At 59.0% G+C, this 26,921-nt stretch carries 24 protein-coding genes; 7 read left to right on the top strand and 17 right to left on the bottom strand.

The features are described 5' to 3' along the window. Positions 1-6 precede the first annotated feature (6 nt). From apaG to GJQ55_RS10830, 5 genes are read right to left on the bottom strand one after another with little or no spacing between them, the layout of a single operon-like run. The gene (apaG, locus tag GJQ55_RS10850) at positions 7-384 is read right to left on the bottom strand and encodes a Co2+/Mg2+ efflux protein ApaG (protein WP_228344986.1); all 378 of its coding nucleotides are present in this window, start codon (positions 382-384) and stop codon (positions 7-9) included. After that, the gene (rsmA, locus tag GJQ55_RS10845) at positions 381-1,271 is read right to left on the bottom strand and encodes a 16S rRNA (adenine(1518)-N(6)/adenine(1519)-N(6))-dimethyltransferase RsmA (RefSeq protein WP_228344985.1); all 891 of its coding nucleotides are present in this window, start codon (positions 1,269-1,271) and stop codon (positions 381-383) included. The genes apaG and rsmA overlap by 4 nt, the downstream gene beginning before the upstream one ends. Further along, positions 1,264-2,247 carry a 4-hydroxythreonine-4-phosphate dehydrogenase PdxA gene (gene pdxA / locus GJQ55_RS10840; protein WP_228344984.1) on the bottom strand — a complete coding sequence of 328 codons (984 nt, stop codon included), beginning with the start codon at positions 2,245-2,247 and terminating at the stop codon, positions 1,264-1,266. Before pdxA ends, rsmA begins: the two co-directional genes overlap by 8 nt. Next, on the bottom strand, positions 2,244-3,524 hold the full coding sequence (locus tag GJQ55_RS10835) for a peptidylprolyl isomerase (RefSeq protein ID WP_228344983.1): 1,281 nt from the start codon (positions 3,522-3,524) through the stop codon (positions 2,244-2,246). The genes pdxA and GJQ55_RS10835 overlap by 4 nt, the downstream gene beginning before the upstream one ends. Then, a complete protein-coding gene (locus GJQ55_RS10830) occupies positions 3,514-5,877 on the bottom strand; it encodes an LPS-assembly protein LptD (RefSeq protein ID WP_228344982.1) in 2,364 nt (787 codons plus the stop codon). The genes GJQ55_RS10835 and GJQ55_RS10830 overlap by 11 nt, the downstream gene beginning before the upstream one ends. Positions 5,878-6,069: 192 nt before the next feature. Here GJQ55_RS10830 and GJQ55_RS10825 point away from each other — a divergent pair, with 192 nt between their 5' ends. From GJQ55_RS10825 to djlA, 3 genes are read left to right on the top strand one after another with little or no spacing between them, the layout of a single operon-like run. Next, positions 6,070-7,125: an aminoglycoside phosphotransferase family protein gene (locus tag GJQ55_RS10825; RefSeq protein ID WP_228344981.1), complete on the top strand. Its 1,056-nt coding sequence runs from the start codon at positions 6,070-6,072 to the stop codon at positions 7,123-7,125. After that, positions 7,122-7,826 carry an N-acetylmuramate alpha-1-phosphate uridylyltransferase MurU gene (gene murU / locus GJQ55_RS10820; protein ID WP_228344980.1) on the top strand — a complete coding sequence of 235 codons (705 nt, stop codon included), beginning with the start codon at positions 7,122-7,124 and terminating at the stop codon, positions 7,824-7,826. The genes GJQ55_RS10825 and murU overlap by 4 nt, the downstream gene beginning before the upstream one ends. Beyond that, positions 7,823-8,635, top strand: coding sequence for a co-chaperone DjlA (gene djlA / locus GJQ55_RS10815; protein WP_228344979.1), 813 nt, complete (start codon positions 7,823-7,825; stop codon positions 8,633-8,635). The genes murU and djlA overlap by 4 nt, the downstream gene beginning before the upstream one ends. Positions 8,636-8,921: 286 nt before the next feature. Here the strand turns inward: djlA and GJQ55_RS10810 are convergent, their stop codons facing one another. Further along, positions 8,922-9,404, bottom strand: a complete 483-nt coding sequence (locus GJQ55_RS10810) for a hypothetical protein (RefSeq protein WP_228344978.1) — start codon at positions 9,402-9,404, stop codon at positions 8,922-8,924. Positions 9,405-9,512: 108 nt separating this feature from the next. After that, positions 9,513-10,163 (bottom strand): 2-polyprenyl-3-methyl-6-methoxy-1,4-benzoquinone monooxygenase, encoded by a 651-nt coding sequence (gene coq7 / locus GJQ55_RS10805; RefSeq protein ID WP_228344977.1) that lies wholly within the window; start codon positions 10,161-10,163, stop codon positions 9,513-9,515. 131 nt (positions 10,164-10,294) lie between these two features. Between coq7 and GJQ55_RS10800 the strand changes: the two genes are divergently transcribed. Beyond that, a complete protein-coding gene (locus GJQ55_RS10800) occupies positions 10,295-11,761 on the top strand; it encodes an AAA family ATPase (protein ID WP_228344976.1) in 1,467 nt (488 codons plus the stop codon). Here the strand turns inward: GJQ55_RS10800 and GJQ55_RS10795 are convergent. The 9 genes from GJQ55_RS10795 to GJQ55_RS10755 all read right to left on the bottom strand — a co-directional run bounded on the left by GJQ55_RS10795 (position 11,758) and on the right by GJQ55_RS10755 (position 23,168). Next, positions 11,758-14,085, bottom strand: a complete 2,328-nt coding sequence (locus tag GJQ55_RS10795) for a hybrid sensor histidine kinase/response regulator (protein WP_228344975.1) — start codon at positions 14,083-14,085, stop codon at positions 11,758-11,760. The two genes, GJQ55_RS10800 and GJQ55_RS10795, sit on opposite strands and share 4 nt — an antisense overlap. 24 nt (positions 14,086-14,109) lie before the next feature. Then, on the bottom strand, positions 14,110-15,402 hold the full coding sequence (gene purD / locus GJQ55_RS10790) for a phosphoribosylamine--glycine ligase (protein WP_228344974.1): 1,293 nt from the start codon (positions 15,400-15,402) through the stop codon (positions 14,110-14,112). 157 nt (positions 15,403-15,559) lie between these two features. Beyond that, positions 15,560-17,191: a bifunctional phosphoribosylaminoimidazolecarboxamide formyltransferase/IMP cyclohydrolase gene (purH, locus tag GJQ55_RS10785; protein ID WP_228344973.1), complete on the bottom strand. Its 1,632-nt coding sequence runs from the start codon at positions 17,189-17,191 to the stop codon at positions 15,560-15,562. Between the two features lie 68 nt (positions 17,192-17,259). Continuing rightward, positions 17,260-17,550, bottom strand: a complete 291-nt coding sequence (fis, locus tag GJQ55_RS10780) for a DNA-binding transcriptional regulator Fis (protein WP_228346786.1) — start codon at positions 17,548-17,550, stop codon at positions 17,260-17,262. 53 nt (positions 17,551-17,603) lie between these two features. Next, positions 17,604-18,590 (bottom strand): tRNA dihydrouridine synthase DusB, encoded by a 987-nt coding sequence (dusB, locus tag GJQ55_RS10775; RefSeq protein WP_228344972.1) that lies wholly within the window; start codon positions 18,588-18,590, stop codon positions 17,604-17,606. A 204-nt stretch (positions 18,591-18,794) separates the two neighbouring features. Continuing rightward, positions 18,795-20,096 (bottom strand): DUF3426 domain-containing protein, encoded by a 1,302-nt coding sequence (locus GJQ55_RS10770; protein ID WP_228344971.1) that lies wholly within the window; start codon positions 20,094-20,096, stop codon positions 18,795-18,797. 9 nt (positions 20,097-20,105) lie between these two features. Then, positions 20,106-20,996: a 50S ribosomal protein L11 methyltransferase gene (prmA, locus tag GJQ55_RS10765; RefSeq protein WP_228344970.1), complete on the bottom strand. Its 891-nt coding sequence runs from the start codon at positions 20,994-20,996 to the stop codon at positions 20,106-20,108. Then, positions 20,996-21,442 (bottom strand): type II 3-dehydroquinate dehydratase, encoded by a 447-nt coding sequence (gene aroQ, locus GJQ55_RS10760; RefSeq protein WP_228344969.1) that lies wholly within the window; start codon positions 21,440-21,442, stop codon positions 20,996-20,998. The genes prmA and aroQ overlap by 1 nt, the downstream gene beginning before the upstream one ends. A 109-nt stretch (positions 21,443-21,551) precedes the next feature. Then, a complete protein-coding gene (locus GJQ55_RS10755; protein WP_228344968.1) occupies positions 21,552-23,168 on the bottom strand; it encodes a GGDEF domain-containing response regulator in 1,617 nt (538 codons plus the stop codon). Between the two features lie 151 nt (positions 23,169-23,319). On the opposite strand from GJQ55_RS10755, the gene GJQ55_RS10750 reads away from it, so the two are divergent. The 3 genes from GJQ55_RS10750 (at position 23,320) to GJQ55_RS10740 (ending at position 26,590) form a co-directional block, all read left to right on the top strand. Beyond that, the gene (locus tag GJQ55_RS10750) at positions 23,320-23,988 is read left to right on the top strand and encodes a transglutaminase-like cysteine peptidase (RefSeq protein ID WP_228344967.1); all 669 of its coding nucleotides are present in this window, start codon (positions 23,320-23,322) and stop codon (positions 23,986-23,988) included. 50 nt (positions 23,989-24,038) lie between these two features. After that, the gene (locus GJQ55_RS10745) at positions 24,039-26,000 is read left to right on the top strand and encodes an EAL domain-containing protein (protein WP_228344966.1); all 1,962 of its coding nucleotides are present in this window, start codon (positions 24,039-24,041) and stop codon (positions 25,998-26,000) included. A 131-nt stretch (positions 26,001-26,131) separates the two neighbouring features. Further along, entirely contained in the window at positions 26,132-26,590 is a 459-nt protein-coding gene (locus GJQ55_RS10740; RefSeq protein WP_228344965.1) for a copper chaperone PCu(A)C, read from the top strand. A 115-nt stretch (positions 26,591-26,705) separates the two neighbouring features. Here GJQ55_RS10740 and yacG read toward each other — a convergent pair whose 3' ends face one another. Next, complete coding sequence (yacG, locus tag GJQ55_RS10735; protein ID WP_228344964.1) at positions 26,706-26,906, bottom strand: DNA gyrase inhibitor YacG; 201 nt, start codon at positions 26,904-26,906, stop codon at positions 26,706-26,708. Positions 26,907-26,921 lie beyond the last annotated feature (15 nt).

Here is a 26,921-nt window from a genome sequence, read left to right as displayed (position 1 = left end):
TATTCCTCAGTTCAGCGCGTTGGGGCTGGCGAGGGTAAAGACCGGAATGCTGGCGTGGAACAGGGTGCCGTCATCGGCCTGCATCACGTAGTAGCCACGCATACTGCCAACCCGGGTGCGTAAGACCGCACCGGAGGAATAACGGTAGGTTTCACCCGGCTCAATGGTGGGTTGTTCGCCCACCACGCCGTCGCCTTTCACTTCCTGCACCTCGTTGTTGCCGTCGGTAATAAACCAGTGGCGGCTGCGCAGGGTGGCGCCTTGCAGGCCGTTGTTGTGAATGCGGATATGGTAGGCAAACACATAGCGCTGTTCTTCCGGCAACGATTGCTGCGGCAGGTATTCCGGTTTTACCGTTACCACAATGCTGTCACTGAGGTTCATGCCTGGTCGTCCGCGTTCAGGTCATCGGCGCCTTCATCGAAGCTTTCATCGATACCTGGGTCGGTGAGCAGCCCCAAATCGCACACAGCATCGGCAATGCGCACGTATTCCTGCAGGGTTAAGCGTTCTGGGCGCAGCGTCGTATCAATGCCGATGGCTTCCAGCTGTTCGGCGCTGATCAGGTTTTTCAGCGTGTTGCGCAGGGTTTTGCGGCGCATGCTGAAGGCTTCGCGCACCACCCGTTGCAGCACTTTCACGTCTTTGGCCGGGTAGGGCAGTTCTTCGTAAGGGCGCAGGCGCACAATGGCGGAATCCACTTTCGGCGGCGGATTGAAGGAACCGGGGCCAACAATAAACAGCGGCTCTACCTTGCAGTAGTACTGCGCCATGATACCCAGCCGACCGTAATCGGAGGTGCCAGGGCCGGAGGCCAGACGTTCAACCACTTCTTTCTGCAGCATAAAGTGCATGTCCTGCACAATTTTGTGGTGCGCCAGAAAGTGAAAAATCAGCGGTGTGGAGATGTTGTACGGCAGGTTGCCGACAATGCGCAGGCGCTGGCCGGGCTGCAGAATGGTGTTGAAGTCAAACTTCAGCGCATCGCCTTCGTGAATGCGGAATTCCGGGTAATTAAAAAACTTGGTGCGCAGAATCGGGATTAAATCGCGGTCCAGTTCCACCACATCCAGCTTGCCACAGGCTTCCAGCAGCGGTTCGGTAATGGCGCCCATGCCCGGGCCGATTTCCACCAGCGCATCGCTGTGTTTGGGGTTAATGGCGCGGACGATTTTGTCGATCACATGGTGATCGTGCAGGAAGTTCTGGCCAAAACGCTTACGGGCTTTGTGGCCCTGCGCGGTAGGGATGTGTTTGCGTTTTTCAGACATGATGAGCTGCCATGTGCAGGGCGACGTCGATGGCGGTTAACAGGCTGCCGGCGTCGGCCTTGCCGCTGCCGGCGAGGTCGAGGGCGGTGCCGTGGTCCACCGAGGTGCGGATAACGGGAAGGCCAAGAGTAATGTTGGCGGCGCGGCCGAAGCCATGAAATTTCAGTACCGGCAGGCCCTGATCGTGGTACATGGCCAGGGTGGCGTCGGCGTGCTGCAGGTGCTTGGGCGTGTACAGGGTATCGGCCGGCAGCGGGCCGGTGAGGTGCAGGCCCTCGGCGCGCAGGTCGTTCAGAGTAGGGATAATCACATCCAGTTCTTCGCGGCCAAGATGGCCGTCTTCGCCGGCGTGCGGATTCAGCCCGGCGACCAGAATATGCGGCGCCGGAATACCGAAAAAGGTCACCAGGTCGTTATGCAGAATGCGCGTTACCCGCTTGATGCGCTCCGGGGTAATGGCCGCCGGAACGTCTTTCAGCGGTAAGTGAGTGGTTACAAGTGCCACGCGCAGGTCGCTGGTGGCCAGCATCATCACCACTTCTTTTACGCCGCAATAATCACGGAAATATTCGGTGTGGCCACTGAAGGCAATGCCGGCGTCGTTGATGATGCCTTTGTGCACCGGCGCGGTGACGATACCCGCCCAGCGTTTATCCAATGCGCCCTGCACCGCCACGCGCAGGGTTTCCAGTACATAGTGGCTGTTGGCTACCTGCAGTTGCCCGGCCACCACCGGCTGCGCCAGAGCCACGGGGCAGACGCAGAGTTCACCAGCGCACGAGGGGCGAGGTGCTTCGGCGTCGTTGTAAAGGCGAATGCTCAACGGTAAACCGAGCAGGGCGGCGCGTTGCTGCAGCAGCTGTGGGTCGGCAATCACCACCAGTTCATGTGCGTGCACTTGCTGGGCAATCTGAATGCACAGGTCGGGACCGATGCCGGCCGGTTCACCGGCGGTAATGGCAAGACGCAGGGTCATGAACGGTCCTTGATTTCCACATAGGCTTCGGAGCGGATTTTACGCAGCCAGATGGGCAACTCTTCTTCAAAGCGACGGCCGTACAGCATATTGCGCACCTGATTTCGCTGGTTTTCGGCACCAACGTCGGTCTGGCGGCGTTGTTCAACCAGCAGAATGTGCCAGCCGAACTGGGTTTCAAAGGGCGCGCTGATGGCGCCGGCGGCGGTGTCTTTCATGGTGGCGTCAAATTCCGGCACCATATCGCCCGGGTTGACCCAGCCTAAATCACCGCCGTTGCTGCCGCTGCCGGGGTCATCGCTGAATTCGCGCGCCAGGGTGGCGAAATCTTCGCCGGCCTGCAGACGCTGATACAGCTGGTGAATCTGGCGCTCAGCGTCTTCGGCATCGCGCAGCTCGTTCGGGCGCAGCAGAATATGGCGGGTTTTGGTCTGGGTAATCAGCTGGGTGCTGCCGCCGCGTTTGTCTTTCAGCTGAATAATATGAAAGCCGCCACTGGCGCTGATGGGGTCGGAGATTTCACCGACCTGCAGCTTGGGGGCAACGTCGGCAAATAAGCCGGGCAGCTGGCTTTCTTTGCGCCAGCCTAAATCGCCACCTTCCAGTGCGGTGCGGCTGCTGGATTCGGCCATCGCCAGCTGGCGGAAATCACCGCCGTTACGCAGTTTACGGACGATCTCGCTGGCTTTCTTTTCGGCCGCTTTCAGATCCGCCGGGGTGGCGTTGTCGGGGGTGGCGATCAGAATATGGCCCAGTTGGTATTCCGCCGATGAAGCCATTTTGCCCAGCTCTGAGGCGAGGAAGTAATCGACGTCCTGATCGGTAATCTGAATGCGCTCACCGACCTGAAAACGCTGCACGCGGGAAATGCGCATTTCATCCAGAATCTGCTGGCGCGCTAAGGCGAAGGAAATGCCTTCCGCTTCCATGGCCTGCCGGAATTGCGGCAGGCTCATATTGTTCTGGCTGGCAATACGCCCCATCGCTTCGTTCAGCTGGGCATCGCTGATGCGCACACCGCCGCGTTCGGCCATCTGCAGCTGGATGCTTTCAATAATCATGCGCTCCAGCACCTGGCTTTCCAGCGCCGCTTGCGGCGGCAGCGTACCGCCACGGTTTTGCTGATACACCAGTTCCACCCGCTGCTGCAGTTCTGACGCCATAATGACATCGTCATCCACCACGGCGATTACCTGATCCAGCAGCACCGGTTCAGCCTGGGTGAGTGTCGCGCCCACGGCGAGCAGGCCGCCGAGTAATAAAGATTTAATAGTCATGATATTGCCGTCTTGAGTATCCGGTTACGCTTTCGCTGATAAGTTTGTCGGTGCCAGCACCAAAATTTCCAAGCCCTTTCAGCTGTACGCTGAACAGAAAGCCATAGCGCTTACGCGTGGTGAATTCCGACTCGGGGTTATTCTCCTGTAAGGAGCTTTCCCGGTAGGTAAACTGTACCCGCCAACAGCAATTCTGATATTCGACGCCGGCCAAAGATTCCAGAATCCGGCTGCGTGGCTGTTTGGGTGATTCTTCGTATGGGCGGTTATCGTACAGCGCACGGGCGATTAAAGCCCAGCGATCATTCAGTGACCAGAAAGCACCGATGTCGATCTGGTCGCTGAGAACCTCGGTTTCGTCTTTGCTGGCATTGAACTGTTTGGTGGTATTGCTGGCCAGGTTCAGCATGCGGTTATCGTGCTGGAACCGCAGACCATAACGACTCTGCTTAGTGTAATTATCGTAAGGGTCCCATTCGAGGATGGAATACACCGACCAGTGGGTGTCGGGGGTCCATTCCACCTCGGCCAGCATGCTGGAGGTATTGCGCGTGTCCGCCGGGGGAACCGTTGTACCGTTCAGCTGCACCTGACGGTCGGTCTGATAGAAAATCTGGCCAACACTGGCACGGAATTGTTCCAGTCCGTCACCCCGGATAAAGCGGCTGGTGACGCCGGCACTGACCTGATCCAGGTCGGCCAGGCGATCATCACCGGTGAAGCGCTCACCGGTAAATAAACTGGCATAGGTGACGGTGATGGCGGCACTGTCGAAATTCGGAATCTGGTGTTGGTTTTCCTGATACGGGCTGTTTACCCAGAACACCCGTGGTTCCAGAGTTTGCTGATAGTCGCTGCCGAACAGGTCCAGATCGCGGTCAAAATAAAGGCCGGCATCGAGGCTGTAGCGTGGCACGCCAAAGCTGGCATGCAGATCCGGGGCATCCGGACGGGCCAGCAGGGCTTCATCGGCATCCCGTAAGTTATAGCTGCGGTAGCGGTATTCAATTTCCGGTTTTACAAAACCAAAGGGCCATTCCATTGGGTAGGCAAGGCTGGTATCGGATAACAGCCGGTCACCGTTGAGGGCGGCAAAGCCGCTCAGCGTTTGTTCGGTATCGTTGATGATGTCGTTGCTTTTGCGGCTGAAGCGGGTGGCCTGCAGGCGCTGCTGGAATTGCCATTGGTTAATGGTCAGTGGCATGTACGACAGGTTCAGTTGCGGCAACCGGCCATAAGGGCGGGCAGCCAGACCAATGTTGGGGTCGATGGTCTGGAAGGTCTCACCGGTGATATCGAAATGCCAGTTATTCCGGTTCCACAGAATTTCCCCGCGCCGCGGCAGTTGTGTGGTGCGGTCAACATAGGACGTCGGGGTCATATCATTCAGGTAATCGTCATCGCTGACGTTGTTGTAAACCCAGCGGTGCTGCCAGTTGCTGCCAAAGCGGCCTTCCTGCTGGTAATTGACCAGCCAGCGCTTCTCTTCTGTGGTTTTGTCTTTTTCCAGGTAGGCGTAGTTAAATTCACCATCGCCGAACCAGCGGGTTTTATGACGGAACTGGGATTCCAGCACCGTGCCGTGTTCACGCACATAGTGCGGCGTAATGGTGGCGTCGTAATTGGGCGCGATATTCCAGTAAAACGGAATCTGAATATCTTCGGCCTGCAGTTTGCTAGTGATGGCAACGCTCGGATTCAGAAAACCCGTCATCCGCTGATCACCAATAGGGAAGCGGTAATAGGGCAGATACAACACCGGCACCCGGGCAATGCGCAAACGGGTGTGTTTCGCGGTACCAATGCCCTCGTTCTGGTCCAGATGCAGTTCTGTGGCGGCAATATCCCAGTCGTTATGGCCGGGTTCGCAAAAGGTAAAGGTGGCGTTGCGCATATCCATCAGCCCGGTATTGGTTGACTGGATTTCATCGGCACTGCCGCGGATATGCCGGCCCGGCAGGGAATATTCGGCCTGGTTGATATGCAGCCGTCCGGCCGTCTGGTCCAGGCTGGCCTGTTCACCCTGCAATACCAGCTCGGGCGTGGTGACCCCCACCTGACCGCTGAATTCCCCGGTATTAAGGCTCTGAAACCAGCGGGCGGTCTGGCTGCGTACAATACGATCCTGCTGTTGCAGTACCACGTTGCCCTGCAGCTCGAAATTACCGTCTTTGTCGCTGGTGGACTGGTCGGCCTCGGCTTCGGAAAGATCGCCGGGCAGGGGCGTAATGGCCGGAATACGGTAAGCGCCGCGGCAGAATTCCGGCAGCGCCTGCTGTTCTGCTGCGCTTAACTGGTCACGCTCGTACCAGCTTAGTGGCGGCGTGGACAGGTTCTCTGCGTGGGCCGCCAACGGCCATAAAAGCAGCCCGGAACAGACCGCAATAAAAGACGTAAGGCGCTGAAATGTCTGGCAAAACTGTGTCATGACTGGCTGTAGCGCCTATCCATAATGAGTGTGGTATCTTAACAGCAAAACCACTGCACTGAGCAGGGCTGCCGGAAAGGCGGCCAATTTTAGAACGACTAACCCTGAGAGGCCAGCATGGATCAGCGTCGGGAAGATCTCGCGCAATGGGCTGTGGCGATGATTCGCCAGCATGCCGACTTTGATGTGACCGCAAAAATGGACATGGTATCCGGCGATGCCAGTTTTCGCCGTTATTTCCGTCTGCATTGTTTAAACCACAGCTGGATTGCCGTTGATGCACCGGCCGATAAAGAAGACAACCCGCGCTTTGTGGCCGTCGCCAAAGCCTGGCGCGACCAGGATGTGACGGTACCGAAAGTGATTGCGCATGATTTTGAGCGCGGCTTTATGCTGCTGGAAGACTTTGGCGACCAGCTGTTGTGGCCGGCGCTGCACGCCGATGGCCTGAGTGAAAAAGACCTGGCGGATCTGTACGGTCAGGCCATCACCCAGCTGTTACACATTCAGCAACTGCCGACCGACAACCTGCCGCCTTACGATGCCGGCTTGCTGGACCGCGAAATGGCGCTGTTCCGCGACTGGTTGTGCCAGCAACTGCTGGGCATGGAACTGAGCGATGCCGAACAGGAGCTGCTGCACCAAACCTTTACACTGCTGCGGGCCAGCGCACTGGCACAGCCGGTGGTGGCAGTGCACCGCGATTACCACTCCCGCAACCTGATGCTGCGCCCCGATGGTTCACTGGGGGTAATCGATTTTCAGGATGCCGTGGCCGGCCCTGCCACTTACGATCTGGTGTCGCTGCTGCGTGATTGCTACGTGCGCTGGCCGGCCACACTGGTGGATGAGCTGGCCGCACTGTACTGGGAACAGGCCCGCCCGCAGGGCATTTACCTGGGCGACTGGGCGCAGTTCCGCCGCGATTTTGACTGGATGGGCCTGCAACGGCATTTAAAAGCCGCCGGTATTTTTGCCCGCCTGCATCTGCGCGACGGCAAGAGCGGCTATCTGGCCGATATCCCCAATACCTGCCAATACCTGCTGGATATCAGCGCCCGCTATGACGAACTGGCGGCGTTTCACGCCTGGCTGCAGCAACGCTTTATGCCCCTGCTGGCCCAACTGCCGGCTTCGGAAACACCGCATATCCGCGACAGCAGCGCTGAATGAAAGCCATGATCCTGGCCGCCGGTCGCGGTACCCGTATGGCACCGCTGACCGACCATTGCCCCAAACCGCTGCTGCCGCTGGCGGGTAAACCCTTAATTGTGCATCACATTGAAAAACTGGTAGCGGCCGGTATTACCGACATAGTGATTAACCACGCCTGGCTGGGGGCGCAGATTGAAACCACGCTGGGTGACGGTAGCCGTTATGGGGCGCGCCTGCAGTATTCGCCGGAACCACAAGCGCTGGAAACCGGCGGCGGTATTCTGCAGGCCTTGCCATTACTGGGCAGCGAGCCGTTTTTTCTGGTTAATGGCGATGTCTGGACGGGCTGGGATTATCAGGGCGTCAGCGATATTCAGCTGGGCGATGATCTGGGCTGGTTATGGCTGGTGCAGAATCCCGACCATAATCCCAGTGGCGATTTTATTCTGCAGCAGAGCCGGGTCCTGAACCCGGCCACGGCGGTGGATGCACCCCGCTTAACCTTCAGTGGCCTCAGTGTGCTGCACCCGCAGCTGCTGGCCGGTTGCGAGCCGGGTGCTTTCCCGCTGGCGCCGCTGCTGCGGCGGGCGATGGATCATCAACGTATGGCCGGTGCGCTGTTGGAACAGCCCTGGGTGGACGTTGGTACACCGCAACGCTTACAACAGCTGGAGCAGTACCTGCAGCATCAGCAGCAAGGGCAGGGTTTAAGCCTATGAAAATCTGGTTCGGAAAAATCTTTGGCGCCATCGTCGGGCTGCTCAGCGGCGGCCCCTTTGGTTTGCTGGTGGGTGCCTTTGCCGGGCATTTGTTGGATAACGCCCTGGTCCGGGTATTGTCCGGGGGCGCAACAGCGGCTGCAGGTAAGGGCGACCAGCGCGAAGTGCAGCAGGTGTTCTTCCGCACCACCTTCCGCTTTATGGGCCGGCTGGCCAAAGCTGACGGCCGCGTCAGTGAGCAGGAAATTGATGCCGCCAGCCAGATTATGGCGCAGATGGGGTTAACCGGCGCCCAGCGCCAGAGTGCTATCCGCTTTTTTACCGAAGGCAAAGACCCGGCCACCGACGTCGATGCGGATTTACAGCGGCTGCGTGACTTGCTAAAGCAACGCCATGGGCTGGCGCAGATGTTTCTGGAAATTCAGCTCAGCGTCGCCTACGCCGATGGGCGCCTGTCGGTAGAAGAACGGCGCTTGTTTGACCGTTTATGTCGGCAGTTGGGTATTGGTGCGTTTCAGTTTGAATGGATCAACAGCCGGGTGCAGGCCGCCATGAGCGGCCAGCGCCAGCAATACAACACCCGCCCCGATGCACCGGCGCAGCTGCGCAACGCCTACGCGGTGCTGGGGGTGGCGGTGGACGCCAGCGATGACGAGCTGAAAAAAGCCTACCGCAAATTAATGAGTCAGCATCATCCGGATAAGCTGGTGGCCAAGGGCCTGCCGGAGGAAATGATGAAACTGGCGAAGGAAAAAACGCAGGAAATCCAGACGGCTTACGACCTGATTCGTAAGGCACGGGCGGCCTGAAGCGCCTGTTTTCTGCCCGCTTATGCCAGCCCTGCCGGGCTGGTTTAGCCGTCACTGCGTGACGGCTTATGCGGCCTGCGGCCTCTGGACAGGCCGCCGTTGGCGGCCTGATGCGGGGCTCCGCCCCTGCGCCCCAATGCAAGGGGAGGCATCCCCTTGCGAACCCCTCTGGCCCGCGTCCCAGCTGATCCTGGTTAAAAAAATCCGGTTAAGCCAACGGATCGTAATGCACGTCCTGTGCCACGATCCTTGCCCGGAGTCATCCGGGCATGGCTACCGGCTTTTTTTACCTGCGGGCTGGCCCGAATGGGCCTGGTAAAACCGCAGCAACCTGAATCTTTTTTGGCGGCCTGTGGCCGGATATTTTCTTTTGGTTTTTGGTTTTTGGTTTTTGGTTTTTGGTTTTTGGTTTTTGGTTTTTGGTTTTTGGTTTTTGGTTTTGCGCGCAGAGCGCGCTCAATAAAACCATGCCGGCGTAGCCGCTGAAGTTGTTTCGGCCCATTCGTTTCAGCCCGAAGTTTTCCAAAGCCAATAGCATCGTTTGGATGATTCCAAACGAGCGGGTAGGGGCATGGATGCCCCTTGGCCGCGTATGCTCAATTGGGTTTGGTAAACGAGGAAACGACCAGCGGGAGTAACAGCCGAAGGCTGGCCCGAAGGGCGAGCGAAGCGAGTAACCAGCTGGAACGCGGGCCAGAGGGGTTGGTAAGGGGATGCCTCCCCTTGCATTGGGGTGCAGGGCCGGTTTTTGCTCCTGCAAAACCGGCATTTCCGCCATCCATGGCGGTAGGCGAAGCCCCGCATTAGCTGCCACGCAGTGGCAGCCAACCAGCCCGGCAGGGCTGGCGTACGGCCACCCAGCCGAACAGGCTGAAAATCAGACCCGGTAAACAGACTTGGTCATGACCTTGGAAACCGCGGTCATGGCCAGTTTCACCGGCAGGGGAAATTTATGCCCACCGGCGTCGAGGGCGGTGGTGGCATGACGGGCTTCGTCTTCCAGCATCTGCAGCAGCACGGCTTTGCTCTTCTCGTCCTGCACCGGCAGGCTGGTCATGTGCTGGCTCAGGTGTTTGCACACCTGTTCTTCGGTGGCGGCGACAAAGCCCAGGCTGACGCGGTCAGAAATTTTGCCGGCCAGCGCGCCGATGCCGAACGACAGGCCGTAAAACAGCGGGTTCAGCAGGCTGGTGCGGCCGCCCAGTTCTTTGATGCGTTGTTCGCACCAGACCAGATGGTCAACCTCTTCGCGGGCGGCTTCTTCCATGGCCTCACGCACTTCCGGCAGGCGCGCGGTTAGCGCCTGGCCCTGGTACAGCGCCTGGGCGCAGACTTCGCCGGTGTGGTTAATACGCATTAAGCCGGCGGCGTGGCGGGCTTCGGTGTCGCTCAGTTCGTGGTGGTCACGCTGCTGTGCGGGTGACGGGCGGTATTCCTGCGCGGCGCCGGGCACCAGCGTGCGCAGGGCCTGATCGGCGTTGTGGATCAGTTTATCGAACAGGGAATAATGGCGGGTGCTGCTGCTCATAAGGCTACCTCCGGACTTTGCGCCATTCTAAGCCATTTGGCCGGTGCCTGCATGCCACAAATCGGGGTAGTACAGTACTCGCCCGGTGGCAGTGCAGGGGCTAGAATGGCGGCCTATTGAAGGAGTCTGGCATGCAGGAAATTCATGATCTTGGGCTGTTGCTCGACCGGCACGTTCCCATTTTGCTGATCGAATCTCACGAGGAAGCGCGGGCGCTGGAGATGCTGACCCGGCTGGCCATCCGCCGCGGGCTGGCGTTGCAGCAATGGACCTTAACCGACGGTTTGCGCCGGCTCGGTTTTGGTGAGGACGTTGGTGGTGGTGATACCCGCCAGCCGGCCGATGCGCTGAAAGCGGTGCGCGAACGTCACGATGGCGGCCTGTTTATTTTCTGCGACCTGCATCCCTTCCTGGAAGAACCGGTGGTGGTGCGGTTGTTAAAGGACATTGCTCTGCAGCAGGAACGGCTGGGCAAAACCCTGGTGCTGCTCAGTCACAGCCTGAAAGTGCCGGCGGAATTACAGCGCCTGAGTGCCACCTTCAGTATGGCCTTGCCGGATGAACAGCAGCTGCTGGCATTGGTGCGGGCAGAAGCGCAGCGCTACGCCAAAACCTCGGGCGTGAAAGTCCGTACCGATAACGCCACCCTGCAGCAGCTGGTCGCCAACCTGCGTGGGTTAACCTTGTCGGACGCGCGCCGGCTGGTGCGGGGCGCCATTGTCGATGACGGTGCCATCACCCAGGACGATGTGCCGGGCGTCAGCCGGGCCAAGCTGGCACTGCTGGATATGGACGGGGTGATGAGCTTTGAATACGACACCGCGCGCATGAGCGATGTGGCCGGCTTAACGGCATTGAAACAGTGGCTGGAACAACGCCGGCAGGCGTTTTTAACCGCCGAACGTCAGCTGCGTCCGCGTGGCATGCTGCTGTTCGGGGTGCAGGGCAGCGGTAAAAGTCTGGCCGCCAAAGCGGTGGCCGGGCACTGGGGCATACCATTATTGCGGTTGGATTTCGGCACCCTGTACAACAAGTTTTTCGGTGAAACCGAGCGCAATCTGCGCGAAGCGTTAAAGCTGGCGGAAATGATGTCGCCCTGCGTGGTGTGGATTGATGAAATTGAAAAAGGTCTGGGGCAGGACAGCAACGATGCCGGTGTCAGTCAGCGCATTCTCGGCACCCTGTTAACCTGGCTGGCCGAACACGATACGCGGGTGTTTGTGGTCGCCACCGCCAACAACATTCATGCCTTACCGCCGGAACTGCTGCGCAAGGGCCGGCTGGATGAAATGTTTTTTGTCGATCTGCCGGAAGCGGCGGTACGGGCCGATATTCTGCGCATTCACCTGCAGAAGCGCGGGCTGGACCCGCAGACGCTGGATTTACCGGTGCTGGCGCAGGCCGCTGAGGGTTTCTCCGGTGCCGAGCTGGAGCAGGCGGTGGTATCGGCCTGGCATGCCGCCGGCAACAATGGCCAGATCGGCACCGCCGATCTGTTGCTGGAATTACAGCGTACGCAGCCATTATCCGTGGTGATGGCCGAGCCGATGCAGGATCTGCGTGACTGGGCGGCCAGTCGCGCCGTGCCCGCCGGTTAAGTGCGCAGTAAATCCTGAATGGCCTGGCGCAGGCGTTCACTGTCGGCCGGTTTTGACAGCAGACACTGAATGCCTTGTTCGATGGCTTCTTTGCGGATAACGGACAGGCTGATACCGGTCAGCATCAGCCGCGCCGGTTTGATGCTGATATCCGCATCCTGGTTAATCCGCGCGGCCAGCTGCAGGCCGTTCATCACCGGCATATCGTGGTCCATGATGATGATGTCGTAGGGCTTGCCGATATTGATCTGATTGCGCAGCATCGCCAGGGCTTCTTTGGCGCTGTAAGTGGTGTCCGGGCGCATCCCCCAGCGTTTGGTCTGACGTTCCAGCACCGCCCGTAACGACGCACTGTCATCCACAATCAATACCCGTTTCCCAATCAGCGAACCATCGGTTTTGGGGCTGACAACGGCCGGGCTGGGCTGGGTTGGCAGCGGCATAAAGAGCGTCAGCGAGGCTCCCTGCGCGGTCATGCTCTCCACTTCCAGCAAGGCATGCATACGCTGCAGCAGGAATCGGGTGAGCAGCAGACTCCAGTTCTTATCGTTACGGCTGTCAGGAATGGGCAATTGATATTGCAGAATCTGGAAGGCGCTTTTCAGTTCTTCCTGTTTCAGAATGGTGCTGCTTAATTGTATCTGCAGGCGGATACCGCTGGCCTGTGTGCTGCGGTAAGGGGCTACCGATAAGGTCATTTCCCCGTGTTCGGTATAGGCCAGAGCCCGCGCCAGCAGGTTATGCAGCGCCAGTTGCAGCCGGGCCGGATCACCGCTGACCAGAGCCGGCAGATCATCACGCAGATCCAGTACCAGCTCGACCTGTTTACGCGCCGCTTCCTGCTGGAAATGGCTGACCATGCGGGTCAGTAAAGGGGCCGGATTAAACGCATGCCGCTCCAGCTCCAGCACGCCGTTGTGCAGGCGCGCGGTATCGGAAATTTCGTTGACGATATGCAGCAGATCATGGCCAGCCAGGGCAATGGTGTCGGCCAGTTCCCGCTGTTGCTGGCTGATGGGGGTGTCGGCCAGCAGCTCGTGCATTCCCAGTACGCCGTTGATCGGGCTGCGCAGTTCGTGGCTGATCTGCGCCAGCAGGGCCGGGGTCAGGCGCAGTTCGTTATCCCGTCGGGCGACCGGTTGCCGGCCCGAAGTAATCAGCAGCATGGTGGCAACCACTAAGGTGGCCATGACCAGCATCGGCAGAATAATCGGTGCCCAGTAAATCAGGCTGTCCAGCGTCAGCAGGTTGTAGGCGGTCAGCAGGGCCAGCAGACCACCAATCAGTAAGACCGCGTGCCCGGCCAGCAGCCAGTTGCTGAGGTACTTGTCTTTGCCCGGCACCAGTAACAGGAGCGGAATCATCAGCAGGGAATTCAGCATCATCAGGGCGGCAATCAACAGCATGGCCGGTTGCGGTAACAGCAGCATAATCAGCACCGCTGCCGGAACCTGCAGAGCAGCGGCCAGTTTCAGCCCGCGGCGTATTTTGCCGGCATAGCGTCCCTGCCAGGGCAATTGCGTACCGGCCAGCAGGTGTGCGGCGGCCGATATTGCCAGCGCCAGCTCGCTGAGTTTATCGGCAACAAATGTACTGACGCCGGCGAACAGGTGCAGATGTCCGGACCAGGCCGGCTGATACAGCGCCAGAGCCAGGCCATACAGGATGCCGATGGCGGCCATGGGTGTTTTGCGGGTACACCAGACAAAGCTGAAAAAGGCCAGCGTCGCCAGAATCCAGCTGAAGGCAATGCCGGCCAGCAGCGAATATTCCTGCTCATTGGCGACAAAGCGATCCCGTGACAGCAGTCGTGGCTGAGTGCTGAACAGACCATCGGAGTTCAGCAGCAGCATATAAGTATGGGTGCTGCCGGGGGGCAGGCTCAGCACCACCGGATAGGCCTGCATATAACCACCGCGCAGATCGCGGGCGGGGTGATCATCGGTCAGGTGTTGGTGGTTATCCGGATCGCTGATATCAAAGACTTCAAACACCGCCAGATCACTGTCCGACAGGGTGAATATCACTTCACGGCGGTGTTGGTAGGGGTTGGTGACACTGAAGCGCAGCCAGTAATTGGAACGACTGATACCAAATTTCAGCGCTTGTGCATGGCTGGGCGTAAAACGCAGCTGGTAATCGCGCTGCACCATCTCGTTTATGGTCAGTTGCCGGCTGCTGTCTTCGTAGACCGAAACAAAGGGCGCAATGGAGTAAGCGAATGACTCGGGAGGAACCAGCACCGGGCTGTTGGCGCTGGCGGCTGCAGACAGCAACCAGGCCAGCAGGACCGTCAGTACGGTGGTGGGCAGTGACTGGCTCATCCCTGAGATCTCCGTCTGAACCTGTTAGTGGTTATCCTGCTCGCGGGCAATGGCGCGGTAGCCAATGTCGGAGCGGCAGAACATGCCCTGCCAGCTGATTCCTTTGATCAGGTCATAGGCTTTGGCCTGCGCTTCACTGACGCTGTTGCCCAGTGCGGTAGCGCACAGCACACGGCCACCGGCGGTCACCGGCTGGCCGGCGGCATTCAGCTGGGTACCGGCGTGGAACACTTTGCAGCCTTCCGCTTCCGTGGCCGGCAGGCTGATCACATCACCCTTCGGGTAATCGCCCGGGTAACCGGCCGCCGCCAGTACCACACCCAGTGACGGACGCGGATCCCACTGGGCAGTTTCGCTGTCCAGTTTGCCATCCAGTGCGGCCAGGCAATGCGCCACCAGATCCGACTGCATACGCAGCATGATTGGCTGGGTTTCCGGGTCACCGAAGCGGCAGTTGTATTCGATCACTTTCGGGGTGCCGGCGGCGTCGATCATCAGACCGGCGTAGAGGAAACCGGTGTAATCGTTGCCTTCGGCGGCCATGCCGTTGACGGTTGGGTAAATGACCTCGCGCATGACGCGGTCGTGAATTTCCTGCGTGACCACCGGCGCCGGGGAATAGGCACCCATACCACCGGTATTCGGGCCGGTGTCTTTATCACCGACGCGCTTGTGGTCTTGGCTGGTGGCCATTGGCAGCACGTTTTTGCCATCGACCATGACGATGAAAGAGGCTTCTTCGCCGGCGAGGAATTCTTCAATTACCACGCGGCAGCCGGCATCACCAAAGGCGTTGCCGGACAGCATGTCTTTTACGGCGTCTTCGGCTTGCTCCAGTGTTTCGGCCACGATCACGCCTTTACCGGCGGCCAGACCATCGGCCTTCACCACAATCGGTGCGCCTTTTTCACGCAGGTACGCCAGGGCCGGCTCAACCTCGGTGAAGTTCTGGTAATCGGCGGTCGGGATTTTATGGCGGGCGAGGAAATCTTTGGTGAAGGCTTTGGAACCCTCCAGCTGCGCCGCGCCCTGACGCGGGCCAAAAATTTTCAGCCCAGCGGCTTCAAACTGGTTCACGATACCACCTACCAGTGGCGCTTCGGGGCCGACGATGGTTAAACCAATGCCGTTGTCTTTGGCGAAGGCTTCCAGCGCGTCGAAGTTCATCACATCGATGGCAACGTTTTCCACACCGGCTTCAATAGCGGTGCCGGCGTTGCCGGGCGCGACGAATACTTTCTCAACCAGCGGCGATTGCAAGGCCTTCCAGGCCAGAGCGTGTTCGCGACCACCACTGCCAATAATTAACACTTTCATAATCGGTACCTGTTTAATCGTTCAACGTTCCACGTTCAGTGTTCATCGCCTGCGCTGATGTGCCCGCAGAACGCCCAACGTTATTGCCATTAATCTACATGAGCATCCCGAAGGAATTTTTAACGCCGCCAGCCCAAGCGCAGCAGCTCCGAAAAGCTTAGTGGCGGAAGTGGCGCATGTTGGTAAACACCATTGCGATTCCGGCCTCATCGGCCGCCGCAATCACTTCTTCATCGCGGATCGAACCGCCCGGCTGAATAATGGCTTTAATGCCATTTTTCGCGGCGTTGTCGATGCCATCGCGGAACGGGAAGAAGGCGTCCGACGCCATTACCGCACCTTCCACGGCCAGACCGGCGTGTTCGGCTTTAATGGCCGCAATACGGGCGGAGTTGACGCGGCTCATCTGGCCGGCGCCGACGCCCACGGTCTGACGGTTTTTGGCGTACACAATGGCGTTGGACTTCACGAACTTGGCCACTTTCCAGGCGAAGATCAGGTCGTGCAGTTCGGCTTCGGTGGGGGCGCGTTTGGTCACCACTTTCAGGTCAGCTTCGCTGATCATACCGTTGTCACGGTCCTGCACCAGCAAACCGCCGTTGACGCGCTTGTAATCAAACCCGGCGCTACGCTCGGCTGGCCACTGGCCGCATTCGAGCAAACGCACGTTCTGCTTGGCGGCGACCACATCGGCAGCCTCCGGGCTGACTTTCGGTGCAATGATCACTTCCACAAACTGACGGTCAACAATGGCTTTGGCCGTTTCGGCGTCCAGCTCACGGTTAAAGGCGATGATGCCGCCAAAGGCGGATTCGCTGTCGGTGGCGTAGGCCAGATCGTAGGCTTTGCGGATGCCGCCGTCGTCTTCCGGTACCACGGCCACGCCGCAGGGGTTGGCGTGCTTCACGATCACACAGGCCGGTTTGGTAAAGGATTTTACGCATTCCAGCGCGGCGTCGGTGTCGGCCACGTTGTTGTACGACAGTTCTTTGCCCTGCAACTGTTTGGCGGTAGCAATCGAGGCTTCAACCGGGTTGGCTTCCACGTAAAACGCCGCGTGCTGATGCGGGTTTTCGCCGTAACGCATGTCCTGCGCTTTGATGAACTGGCTGTTGAAGGTCTGCGGGAACGCCAGACGGTTGTCGGTGCTCAGTTCTTCCGCAGACTGGTCAATGGTGCCCAGGTAGTTGGCGATCATGCCGTCGTAAGCGGAAGTGTGTTCAAAGGCTTTCAAGGCCAGGTTGAAGCGGGTTTTGTAGCGCAGACCGTTGTGCGCCTGCAGGTCGTTCAGCACCAGCGCGTAGTCGGCGGTGTTCACCACAATGCCCACGTAGGCGTGGTTCTTGGCGGCGGAGCGCACCATGGTGGGGCCACCGATGTCGATGTTTTCAATCGCCAGTGCCAGGTGGCAGTCAGGCTTGGCCACGGTGGCGGCGAACGGGTACAGGTTGACCACCACCAGATCAATGGGGTTGATACCGTGTTCGGCCATTACCGCATCGTCCTGACCACGACGACCCAGCACACCACCGTGAATTTTCGGGTGCAGGGTTTTTACCCGGCCATCCATCATTTCCGGAAAACCGGTGTAGTCAGACACTTCTATGGCGGGAATCTTATTGTCGATCAGCAGCTTATAAGTACCGCCAGTGGACAGGATTTCCACGCCGGCGGCGTGCAGGGCACGGGCGAAGTCGACGATGCCGGTTTTGTCAGACACGCTGATCAGGGCGCGGCGTACCGGAGTAATATCAACCGGTTTTTCGTTGGCAGGAATGTGAGTGCTCATAGGGTCGCTTTCTGTCGTCAATGAAAAAAGAAAAAGCGGCACAGGGCCGCCGGTGCTGGCCCGCAGGCTTACAGCATGCCGTACTGTTTCAGCTTTTTACGCAGCGTACCGCGGTTCAGGCCCAGCACCAGTGAGGCCTTGGTCTGGTTGTCGCGGGTATATTTCATCACGGTTTCCAGCAGCGGGGCTTCCACCTCGGACAGGACCATGTCGTAAATATCCACCACGGACTGACCATCCAGCTGATCAAAGTAGTTCTGCAGTGCTTTTTCCACACTGTCACGCAGGGTTTGCGTGGGTTCTAACGGGGCGCGCAGAAATTGCTGCAGGTCTGCTGAATCGCTCACAGTGTCAACCATCCTTCTATCGATAACGTCGGTGTTCATAAAATCGGTTTCTAAAAGCTTGGTGTTCATGCGGCTAACTCCTTGCTGCGGATAGCGTCCTTAAAAAATGCCTGTACGGCGGCCAGTTGGGCGGCGGCGCTGTCGAGCGGGTTAAAGCGGCTGCGGAAGCCGGTATCACCTTGCTGCGCCAGGTACCAGCCGGTGTGTTTGCGGGCAATGCGGACACCCAGAAACTCACCGTAAAATTCATACAAACCCTGCAGGTGTGACAGCAGAATCTGCTCTACCTCGGCCAGTGATGGCGGCGGCAGTTGTTCGCCGGTGGCCAGATAATGTGCCACTTCGCGGAAGATCCACGGCCGCCCCTGGGCGGCGCGGCCGATTAATACGCCATCGGCCCCGGTGTATTGCATAACGGCGACGGCTTTTTCGGCACTGGTGATGTCGCCATTGGCGAACACCGGAATACCAACGCTCTGTTTAATGGTACGAATGGTGTCGTATTCCACCGTGTTGCCGTAACCACAGGCGCGGGTGCGGCCATGCACCGCCAGCGACACAATGCCGGCATCTTCAGCAATACGGGCAATGCGCGGACCATTGCGGTGGTCCGGATCCCAGCCGGTACGGATTTTCAGCGATACCGGTACATCCACGGCGGCCACCACGGCCTGCAGAATTTCGCGTACCAGGCCTTCGTCTTTCATCAGCGCCGAACCGGCCGCTTTGTTGCACACTTTTTTGGCCGGGCAACCCATGTTGATGTCGATGATCTGGGCGCCGTTCTGTACGTTAAAAACCGCACCGGCGGCCATAATTTCCGGGTCACCACCGACGATCTGTACGGCGATAGGCTCGGGCTCGCCCTCATGGTTCATACGCAGCTGTGATTTGCGGGTGTTGCGGGTATCGGCGCTGGCCGACACCATTTCACCCACCACCAGACCGGCGCCCAGTTGCCGGCATAAGCGCCGGAACGGCAGATCGGTAACCCCGGCCATCGGCGCCAGAACTACGGGATTGGGTAGTGTGTAGGGGCCAATTGCGGGCATAAGAATTCGGGTGAGATCTGGTTAAAAAATGTGCTGCGGTTAAGGCGCGGTATGATACTCATAACCCCCTTCGGAATAAAGGGGGAAAATGTTCGTTGGGCGTTGGGCGTTGGGCGTTGGGCGTTGGGCGTTGGGCGTTGGGCGTTGGGTTTTTGCTGCAGTGCGCGCCAAACCCTTAACGCCTAACACTTAACGGCGACGCCCCTACTGATTCCCCAGCAAATCGATGGCGTAGCTAACCGCTTCCGGGCCCGGGTCGACCAGTTCCAGGGCAATGTGCACCGGGGTGCGTACCGGCATGTCCTGCTGGCCGGCCAGTTCACCCGACAGGTACTGCGCCGGGGTAAAGCGGCGGCTGGCGACCACGCGGTCGTTCAGGTCGCTGAATACCAGCAGCAGATCCGGGAAGGGCTGTTCGTAATCGGCGCGGTTCAGCAGCAGGGTATCTACCATCAGGGCTTTCTGCAGCTTCGGGTGGGCACGCACGACCAGGTGCTGGGTATTCATTTCGCGGACGTTCTGCACTTTGGGCAGGGTGCAGTTCAGTTGCGCGCACAGCTGGCTGTAGAACGGCCGCCATTGGGGCGTGCGCGCCCAGTCGTCAAAGCGGAAATACAGGGTCTGGGCGGCGGCAATGATCAGCATCAGTACAATGCCGCTGAGCCAGCCCCAGGGCAGCCGGCGGTGATTGGCCGTGGGTTCCTGAAACTGCAGCGGTTCAGCCTGCAGGCGGGGGACATTGCGCACCGGAATGGCAATTTCCCGGGCTTGTTGTGTCAGCTCGTCATCGCCATTCAGGGCAAAACTGGTGTTTTTACCGGTGTTTTTTGAGGGGCGTTTGGTCGCCGCAAGCCCGGCTTCGTCTTCGTCGTCATCGAGGAAACCACGGAAATCATCTTCTTCCGGCGGTGGCAGATCAAAGTTAAATTCGGCTTCGTTCAGCACCGGGCGCTTGGGTGGCGGGGCAATATCATCCTGCGGGTCGTCCTGCAGCAGGGCATCGGCCCAGGCTTCGTCGTCATCCTGTCCTTTGCCGGCCTTTTCTGGGTCAACGAAATCCAGGGTGGTGCTGCTGGCATTGCGCAGGCTGGTAATGGATTCATCCAGTTCCAGTTCAAAGCGCGGGGCCGGCCGCGGTTGTTTTTCCGGCGTGCGCAGATTGAAATCGACAAAGGGATCATCGGCCATTTTTTCCGGTAGTGGCTCGTCGTCCATATTGTCGTGAATCAGACCGAAATCGTCGTCATCGTCGGCAGGGGCGGGCGGTTTTACCGCGGCAGGTTTTGGCGGTGCCGGTTGTCTGGCCGGCTGCGCGGCTGTCGCGGGTGCTTTTACCAGTGTTTTGGCGGCGGCTGGTGCTGCGTCGCCATCAATAAAGTGCTCAGCCGCTTTGAATACCTGCAGGCAGGAGCCGCACCGCACCATGCCGCGGGCAGCACTCAGATGCTCGTCGCGGACGCGAAAGCTGGTCTGACAATGGGGGCAGCGGGTAACGTGTACGGCCATGAACAATCCTTAGCGTTTAATCCCTGTAAGAATAACCCAGTCATCCTGTTGCTGAGCCGGGGCCATATCGAACCACTGGCTGTAGCAGGCCGACACTTCTTCAGCCTGCTCGGCCAGCAGGCCGGACAACGCCAGTTTACCGCCCTGACGGGTAAGGCCGGCAATATGCGGCCCCAGTTCGGTCAGCGGGCCGGCCAGAATATTGGCCACGGTAATATCACCCTGTACCGCCGGCGTATCGGCCGGCAAATAAATTTCATAGCGGTCGTCGGCAATGCCATTGCGGCCGGCGTTATCGCGGGTGGCGGTTAAGGCCTGCGGGTCGATGTCCACGCCGACCATGTGTTTCGCGCCCAGCAGCAGGGCGGCGATGCCCAAAATACCACTGCCACAACCGTAATCCACCACCAGTTCGTTGCCCTGCACTTCACGGTCGAGGTAGCGCAGACACAGCGCCGTGGTCGGGTGGGTGCCGGTACCAAAGGCCAGGCCCGGATCGAGCAGCAGATTGACCGCGTCCGGCTGCGGCGGTTCCCGCCAGCTGGGGCATACCCATAAACGCTTGCCGAACGGCATGGGGTGGTAGTCATCCATCCACGCCCGTACCCAGTCTTTGTCTTCTACCAGTTCGGTTTTATGGCGCGGTAGCTCGTTGCCGCCTTCGGCCTGAAACGCTGCATTAATTTCCTGCAGCAGCTCGTGGCTGTTACGGCTGGCTTCAAACAGGCCGATAACCTGGGTGTTGTCCCAGATCGGGGTGGTACCCAGTTCCGGTTCCAGAATGGGCTGGTCGGCATCGTCCTGCAGGGTAACGGACAGAGCGCCAACGGCCAGTAAGGCATTTTCCAGTGCTTCGACCTGGTCGGCACCGGCGTGAAACCGGACTTGCATCCACGACATTATGCTTGCTCCTGCAGGCGTTTTACGGCCGCCTGTAACGCCAGTTCGTAGCCCTGTACGCCCAGCCCGGCGATAACGCCGATGGCAATATCCGACAGGTACGAATGCTGGCGGAAGGCTTCACGGGCATGCACGTTGGAAATATGCACTTCGATAAAGGGAATGGCGACGCCGGCCAGGGCATCGCGCAGCGCCACGCTGGTGTGGGTAAAGGCGGCCGGGTTAATAATGATAAAGGCGGTGCCATCGGTACGGGCGGCATGAATACGGTTCAGCAGCTCGTGTTCGGCGTTACTCTGGAATTGTTCCAGCGTGAAGCCCGCCGCCGCCGCTTGTGCCTGCAGCCGTTGTTCAATATCGGCCAGCGTGGTGCTGCCGTAAATATGCGGCTCGCGGGTGCCGAGCAGATTCAGGTTCGGCCCCTGTAAAACCAAAATGCCTGCCATAGCGGGATTACCTTGCAGTCGGGAAAGGATTTGCAGTCAGAAGCGGGCGAGTTTGCCGAAAAAGCGGCACAGCGTCCAGCGCAGCAGCGGCCAGCCTTGTTGGCTGGGTTTAGTGGCTGGGCAGGCTGCTGGCGCCGACGACCTGATTGCGGCCCTGATGCTTGGCCTGATACAGCGCCTGATCAGCGGACGAGACCAGTTCGCTCAGGCTTTCGCCCTGCCATTGCGCTACGCCACAGGAAAAGCTGACGCGCAGGCTTTTGCCATCGTGCAGCAGGTTGGCAAAGCCGGCGCGGATATCGTCCATGATGCTGATGGCCTGAGCTTCGTCAGCGTCGGGCAGGATCACGGCAAATTCTTCACCGCCGTAACGGCCGATGGGGTCCGATTTGCGCAGGCGCTGGCGTAAAAACAGCGACAGGTTGCGGATTACCAGGTCACCGACCGGGTGACCATGGGTATCGTTCACCTGTTTGAAGTGGTCGATGTCCACCATCACAAAGGTCAGCGGCCGGTCGGTATTACGGCGCATGGCTTCCTGCAAGGCCCCCAACAGGTGGGTGTGATTGAGCAGGCCGGTGAGGCTGTCGCGGGCAATCAGCTGGTGCAGCTGGCGGGCGCGGACAATGCGGTTGCGCACGGTGGTGAGCAAGTGATTGCTTTCCACCGGCTTGGTCAGGAAATCGTCACCGCCTTCAGCCATGGCGGCCAGCTGACGTTCGCGGTCTTCCTCACCGGATAAATAGATAATAGGCAGGTTCAGGTACTGACGTTGCTGACGGATCACCTTGGCCAGTTCCATGCCGTTGCAGCCCGGCATGTACATATCCATCAGAATCAGGTCCGGGGTAAAGCCACTGAGCACATCCAGTACGGTGAGTGGGTCGTTGATCACCTCGGTGAGCATACCGGCCTTGTTCAGCACATTGCTGGTGTGTTGTGACTGGGCGCGGGAATCGTCAATAACCAGTACTTTGTAGGGGGACTCAGGAATAACGTCGAGCAGGGATTCCAGCTGACCAATCAGGCTGTGGACGTCGGTTTCGTTATAAATACCCACGCCGCCGCAACGCATCATCTGCAACTGTTCGGCCAGTGCCGGCCGTTCGTTACCGCTGTAAGTGAAGAGTACCGGTAACGGATTTTCGCGGCTTTGTTGCAGCTGCTGCACCAGCGCGACACCTTGTTGGGGGCCGCCGAAATCATGGTCAATTACCAGCACCGAAGGGTGGCGGCGCTGCAGGGCCTGCTGAAATTCAGTGGCCGAGATCTGCAGTTCCGGACGTAAGCCGAAATACTGCATCTGCTCGGCCATTAATGCGGCCTGGTCCTGATGGCTGAGGGCCACATACACGGGTTTCTTTTCCGGAATCGGTACGCCGGTGGCTTTGTCATCGGTGTGACGCAGGGCGGTTTTACTAAGGTCAATAATCAGCTTGTTCAGCTGCTCCAGCTGGGCGCTGTCGGGGCTGCGGCCAGGCTGAATGCTGTGCAGAATCTGTAACAGGGCGCGGGCCAGTTGTTCGTGACGGGCGGCTTCAAAACGCTGGGCAAATTTCTGTAATTTTTCACAACCGGTGCGGAAATCGGTCATGCGCTCGGCCGACCATTGGCTGCCAGGCAGCTGGCGCCACAAGTCAATTACCTGCCGGACCTGATTCAGTACCCGGGAAGAAAAGTGCTGTTTCAGACGCTCGGCAGCACTGAGCATTTCGGTCTCAGACATTGTTATTACTTTTGCAAACCTGATGGGCTGAGCATAGCAGCTTTTGTAAACGGATCGACGGCATTATGGTTTCAGGCTGTTAACTTCGCGTATGCTTAACGCCCTTGCCGGCTCTGTCAGTGCTTTTATGTCCGCACCCATAATAACAACAATGTGCCGCCGTGTTTTCCTGCTGTTTGTCCTGTTACTGGCAGGCCTGCTGCTGGTTACCCGTGCCGGTGCCGATGCCCGCCGGGCAGTACCGGAAGCCTTGCTGGAACAGGCCGGACAGGATTTCGATGCGGCCGCCGTGGCGCGACTGCAACGCTGGCAGGATTTACTGGCCAATCTGGCCGGCGCGCCGGAGGCTGAACAGCTGGCTGCCGTGAATGCGTTTTTTAACCGCGAAGTTCCGTTTATCAGCGATCTGAAACATTGGCAGCAGGACGATTACTGGGCCACGCCCTACGACATTCTGACCACCGCCGGTGCCGACTGCGAAGACTATGTGATCGCCAAATACTACTCGTTGCGCCAACTGGGTGTGGATACCGCCAAACTGCGGATTACCTATGTGAAAGCGGTTCGCCTGAACGAAGCGCACATGGTATTAACCTACTTTCCCACGCCGGATGCGGTGCCGCTGGTGCTGGATAACCTGATCAATATTATTGCTCCGGCCAGCAAGCGTCCGGACCTGGTGCCGGTGTACAGTTTTAATGCCGAAGGCATGTGGCTGGAGCGCCTGAAAGGGCAGGGCATTCTGATGGGCAACCCGAACAAGCTCGACCTCTGGACTGACCTGCGCGTGCGCATGCAGGCCCAGGGCATGGATTTATAGCAGTGCGTAACAAAACCAATAACAAGAACGGATAACAAGGAAGCAGTGCCATGACCCTGCGACAGCAATTCTCGATTCTCACCGGCCTTCTGGTTCTTATTCTGCTCAGCGGCAGCCTGTTGCTGACGCTTAACAATGCCCGCAGCGCGTTTGAGCAACAGCTGAACGCCCGCGCCTACGATGCCGCCACCTCGCTGGCGTTATCCATGTCGCAGACGGCCGGCGATATGGTACAGCTGCAGCGCCAGATGGATGCGCTGTTTGATCGTGGTTTCTTTGCCCTGATTGAATTGCAGGCGACCGATGGCAGCCAGTTGCAGCGCCGCGCCGATGACGTGGTGAGCGATGTGCCGGACTGGTTGCCGCGTTTGTTTGCGCTGGATTTATTGGTTGCGGAAGCCGATGTCACCAGCGGCTGGCAACGACTGGGCACGTTGCGGGTGCTGAGCCACAGCGGCCCGGCCTATCAGGATTTATGGACCATGGTACGCCACGAGCTGCAATGGTACGGGCTGGTACTGGTGCTCAGCCTGCTGTTATTGCAATGGTTATTGCGCTGGCTGCTGCGGCCGCTGGCGGAAGTGGAAAAACAGGCACAGGCGATCTGCAACCGCCAATGGCCGGTGCAGCGCAACATTCCCAAAGCGCGGGAATTGCGTCAGATGGTGCTGGCCATGAATCAGATGGTGAAAAAACTGCGCACCATCTTTACCGAGCAAGCGGCCTTAACCGAACAGCTGCGTGCCGAAACCTTCAGCGACAGCCTCAGTGGTTTATTAAACCGGCGCGGCTTTGACCAGCGGCTGGAACATATTCTGCAGCGCCGTGATGGCCACAGTGGCGTGCTGTTATTGCTGCAACTGCAGCAATTGGCCGAGCTGAATCAGCAGCAGGGCCGCCAGGCCGCCGATGATTTATTGCACGGTCTGGGCCGCCAGCTGCGTTTCTGGTTGCAGGGTTACAGCGCCGCCTTTGCCGGTCGCCGCAGTGGCAGTGATTTTGCCCTCTATCTGCCCTGTACCGGCAAAGCCCAGGCTGCGGTGCTGGCCGAGCAACTGTACGACCAGCTCAGCACCACAGTGTTGTCGCGCCGGCAGGGGCTGGTGTTTCATCTGGGCGGCGTGGTGTTGCAGGGTGAACAGGAATCACCGGCGCAGGCCCTCAGCTGTGCCGATGCCGCCTTACGGCAGGCGCAGCATCAGGCCACCGGCGGGGTAAAACTCTACGATGGCGATAACGCAAACGCTGAACTGACGGCCGGGGAATGGCGCACCATGCTGCTGCAGGTGTTGCAGAACGAAGGGCTGCAGCTGCTGTTTCAGCCGGTACTGGCGGCCGATGGCAAAACCCTGCAACAGCTGGAAGTGTTCAGCCGTATTGAGTGGCAGGGGCAATCGTTCAGCGCCGGCCGTTTCTGGCCGATGGTGGAACAGCACCATCTGGCGGCCCAGTTTGATGCCCTGATTGTGCGCAACGTGTTGCGTCAGCTGCAGCAACAGGTTTTACCTGCAGGCGTGCGCTGTTGTGTGAATATTTCGCCGGCATCGGTGCTGAACGATGCCTTCCAACGCCAGCTGCAGCAGTGGCTGGCGGCGGCGCCGGAAGCGGCCGCCCAGCTGGCACTGGAATTACCCGAATCGTCACTGCCCGGCACCGAAGCCGCACTGTTACGGCTGGCGGATGTGGTGCAGCCGTTTGGCGTGGTGCTGGGGGTCGATCAGGTGGGCACCGGCAGTATGGCTTTTGCCTATCTGCAACGCTTACCGCTGCAGTACCTGCGCATTGATGGCAGCTTTAACCGTGGTCTGGCGCAGGCCGGTGACCACCGCTTTTTTGTGCAGTCCATGGTGCAGATTGCCCACAGTCTGGATTTACAGGTGTTGGCCGAAGGGGTAGAACAACCGGCCGATGTGCAGGCGTTGCAGCAGGTGGGCGTGGGCGGTTTAAGCGGTTATGCCTTCAGCCGCCCTTCCGCCCAGCTGCAGGATGCACTGAACTGGCAGCCGGCTTGAGTGTGGTAATGGTGCGGCAATAGAGCGGCAATAGTGCGGCAATTTGTCTCAGGGCTGGTGCTGGCCCAGCGTGCCCGGGTCGATTATGGTTTGGTTTTTAATTGGTTAAGGCATTAAGCCGGAGAATGACAATGCGTAGTTTGGCCCTTGTATTAGCAACCCTGTTATCCGCCCCGCTATGGGCAGAACCGGTTGAGGTGAATGGTGCCTGGGTACGGGAACCCATTCCCGGCCGCGCCATGAGTGCGGCCTTTATGCAACTGAGCAACCCGGGCAGTGCCGACAAAGTACTGGTATCGGCCAGGGCCGAATGGGCCGGCAATATTGAAATTCACACCCATACCAACGACAACGGCGTGATGCGGATGCGTGAAATTGAATCCATCACCGTACCCGCCGGCGGCAATGTCAGCCTGCAACCGGGTGGCCTGCACCTGATGCTGTTTAACCTGCAACTGCCTCTGAACGCACCGCTGGCACTGGAGTTATGCTTTGCCGATGGCGAATGTCAGACGGTAACAGCCGATATCCGTGGTATGGAAGGGCCGGGCATGGGCCCAGGTAAAGGCGGGCATCATCGGGGGCATTGATGCGTTAGGCGTTGAGGGTTGAGGGTTGAGGGTTAGTCGTGCGTTGAGTATTGAGCGGGCATCGGGACTGAACGCCGGGCTCGCTGAACCTTGAACGCCCAACCCTAAACACTGCTCAATGCTTCGGTTCCTGCTGGCTGGCTTCCCAGTCTTCCGACATTAAAATTTCATCCGCCGGGCGGCCGGGAATGGCATGCCCTTCACTGGCCCATTCGCCTAAATCAATCAGCTTGCAGCGTTCGCTGCAGAACGGCCGGTATTTATTCTCCGGGGTCCATTCCACGTCTTTTTTGCAGGTTGGGCAGTTTACTTTCATGCGGTGTCCAGAATG

The sequence above is a fragment of the Venatoribacter cucullus genome (assembly GCF_016132445.1).
In the GTDB taxonomy this organism is placed as follows: domain Bacteria; phylum Pseudomonadota; class Gammaproteobacteria; order Pseudomonadales; family Oceanobacteraceae; genus Venatoribacter; species Venatoribacter cucullus.
This window is presented reverse-complemented; position numbering and strand designations above follow the sequence as displayed.

What these genes read in the sequence shown, in the direction of transcription:
- apaG (WP_228344986.1), bottom strand. Translation starts at nt 384, where the DNA reads ATGAACCTCAGTGACAGCATTGTGGTAACGGTAAAACCGGAATACCTG.
- rsmA (WP_228344985.1), bottom strand. Translation starts at nt 1,271, where the DNA reads ATGTCTGAAAAACGCAAACACATCCCTACCGCGCAGGGCCACAAAGCC.
- pdxA (WP_228344984.1), bottom strand. Translation starts at nt 2,247, where the DNA reads ATGACCCTGCGTCTTGCCATTACCGCCGGTGAACCGGCCGGCATCGGT.
- GJQ55_RS10835 (WP_228344983.1), bottom strand. Translation starts at nt 3,524, where the DNA reads ATGACTATTAAATCTTTATTACTCGGCGGCCTGCTCGCCGTGGGCGCG.
- GJQ55_RS10825 (WP_228344981.1), top strand. Translation starts at nt 6,070, where the DNA reads ATGGATCAGCGTCGGGAAGATCTCGCGCAATGGGCTGTGGCGATGATT.
- murU (WP_228344980.1), top strand. Translation starts at nt 7,122, where the DNA reads ATGAAAGCCATGATCCTGGCCGCCGGTCGCGGTACCCGTATGGCACCG.
- djlA (WP_228344979.1), top strand. Translation starts at nt 7,823, where the DNA reads ATGAAAATCTGGTTCGGAAAAATCTTTGGCGCCATCGTCGGGCTGCTC.
- GJQ55_RS10810 (WP_228344978.1), bottom strand. Translation starts at nt 9,404, where the DNA reads ATGCCGGTTTTGCAGGAGCAAAAACCGGCCCTGCACCCCAATGCAAGG.
- coq7 (WP_228344977.1), bottom strand. Translation starts at nt 10,163, where the DNA reads ATGAGCAGCAGCACCCGCCATTATTCCCTGTTCGATAAACTGATCCAC.
- GJQ55_RS10800 (WP_228344976.1), top strand. Translation starts at nt 10,295, where the DNA reads ATGCAGGAAATTCATGATCTTGGGCTGTTGCTCGACCGGCACGTTCCC.
- GJQ55_RS10795 (WP_228344975.1), bottom strand. Translation starts at nt 14,085, where the DNA reads ATGAGCCAGTCACTGCCCACCACCGTACTGACGGTCCTGCTGGCCTGG.
- purD (WP_228344974.1), bottom strand. Translation starts at nt 15,402, where the DNA reads ATGAAAGTGTTAATTATTGGCAGTGGTGGTCGCGAACACGCTCTGGCC.
- purH (WP_228344973.1), bottom strand. Translation starts at nt 17,191, where the DNA reads ATGAGCACTCACATTCCTGCCAACGAAAAACCGGTTGATATTACTCCG.
- fis (WP_228346786.1), bottom strand. Translation starts at nt 17,550, where the DNA reads ATGGTTGACACTGTGAGCGATTCAGCAGACCTGCAGCAATTTCTGCGC.
- dusB (WP_228344972.1), bottom strand. Translation starts at nt 18,590, where the DNA reads ATGCCCGCAATTGGCCCCTACACACTACCCAATCCCGTAGTTCTGGCG.
- GJQ55_RS10770 (WP_228344971.1), bottom strand. Translation starts at nt 20,096, where the DNA reads ATGGCCGTACACGTTACCCGCTGCCCCCATTGTCAGACCAGCTTTCGC.
- prmA (WP_228344970.1), bottom strand. Translation starts at nt 20,996, where the DNA reads ATGTCGTGGATGCAAGTCCGGTTTCACGCCGGTGCCGACCAGGTCGAA.
- aroQ (WP_228344969.1), bottom strand. Translation starts at nt 21,442, where the DNA reads ATGGCAGGCATTTTGGTTTTACAGGGGCCGAACCTGAATCTGCTCGGC.
- GJQ55_RS10755 (WP_228344968.1), bottom strand. Translation starts at nt 23,168, where the DNA reads ATGTCTGAGACCGAAATGCTCAGTGCTGCCGAGCGTCTGAAACAGCAC.
- GJQ55_RS10750 (WP_228344967.1), top strand. Translation starts at nt 23,320, where the DNA reads ATGTGCCGCCGTGTTTTCCTGCTGTTTGTCCTGTTACTGGCAGGCCTG.
- GJQ55_RS10745 (WP_228344966.1), top strand. Translation starts at nt 24,039, where the DNA reads ATGACCCTGCGACAGCAATTCTCGATTCTCACCGGCCTTCTGGTTCTT.
- GJQ55_RS10740 (WP_228344965.1), top strand. Translation starts at nt 26,132, where the DNA reads ATGCGTAGTTTGGCCCTTGTATTAGCAACCCTGTTATCCGCCCCGCTA.
- yacG (WP_228344964.1), bottom strand. Translation starts at nt 26,906, where the DNA reads ATGAAAGTAAACTGCCCAACCTGCAAAAAAGACGTGGAATGGACCCCG.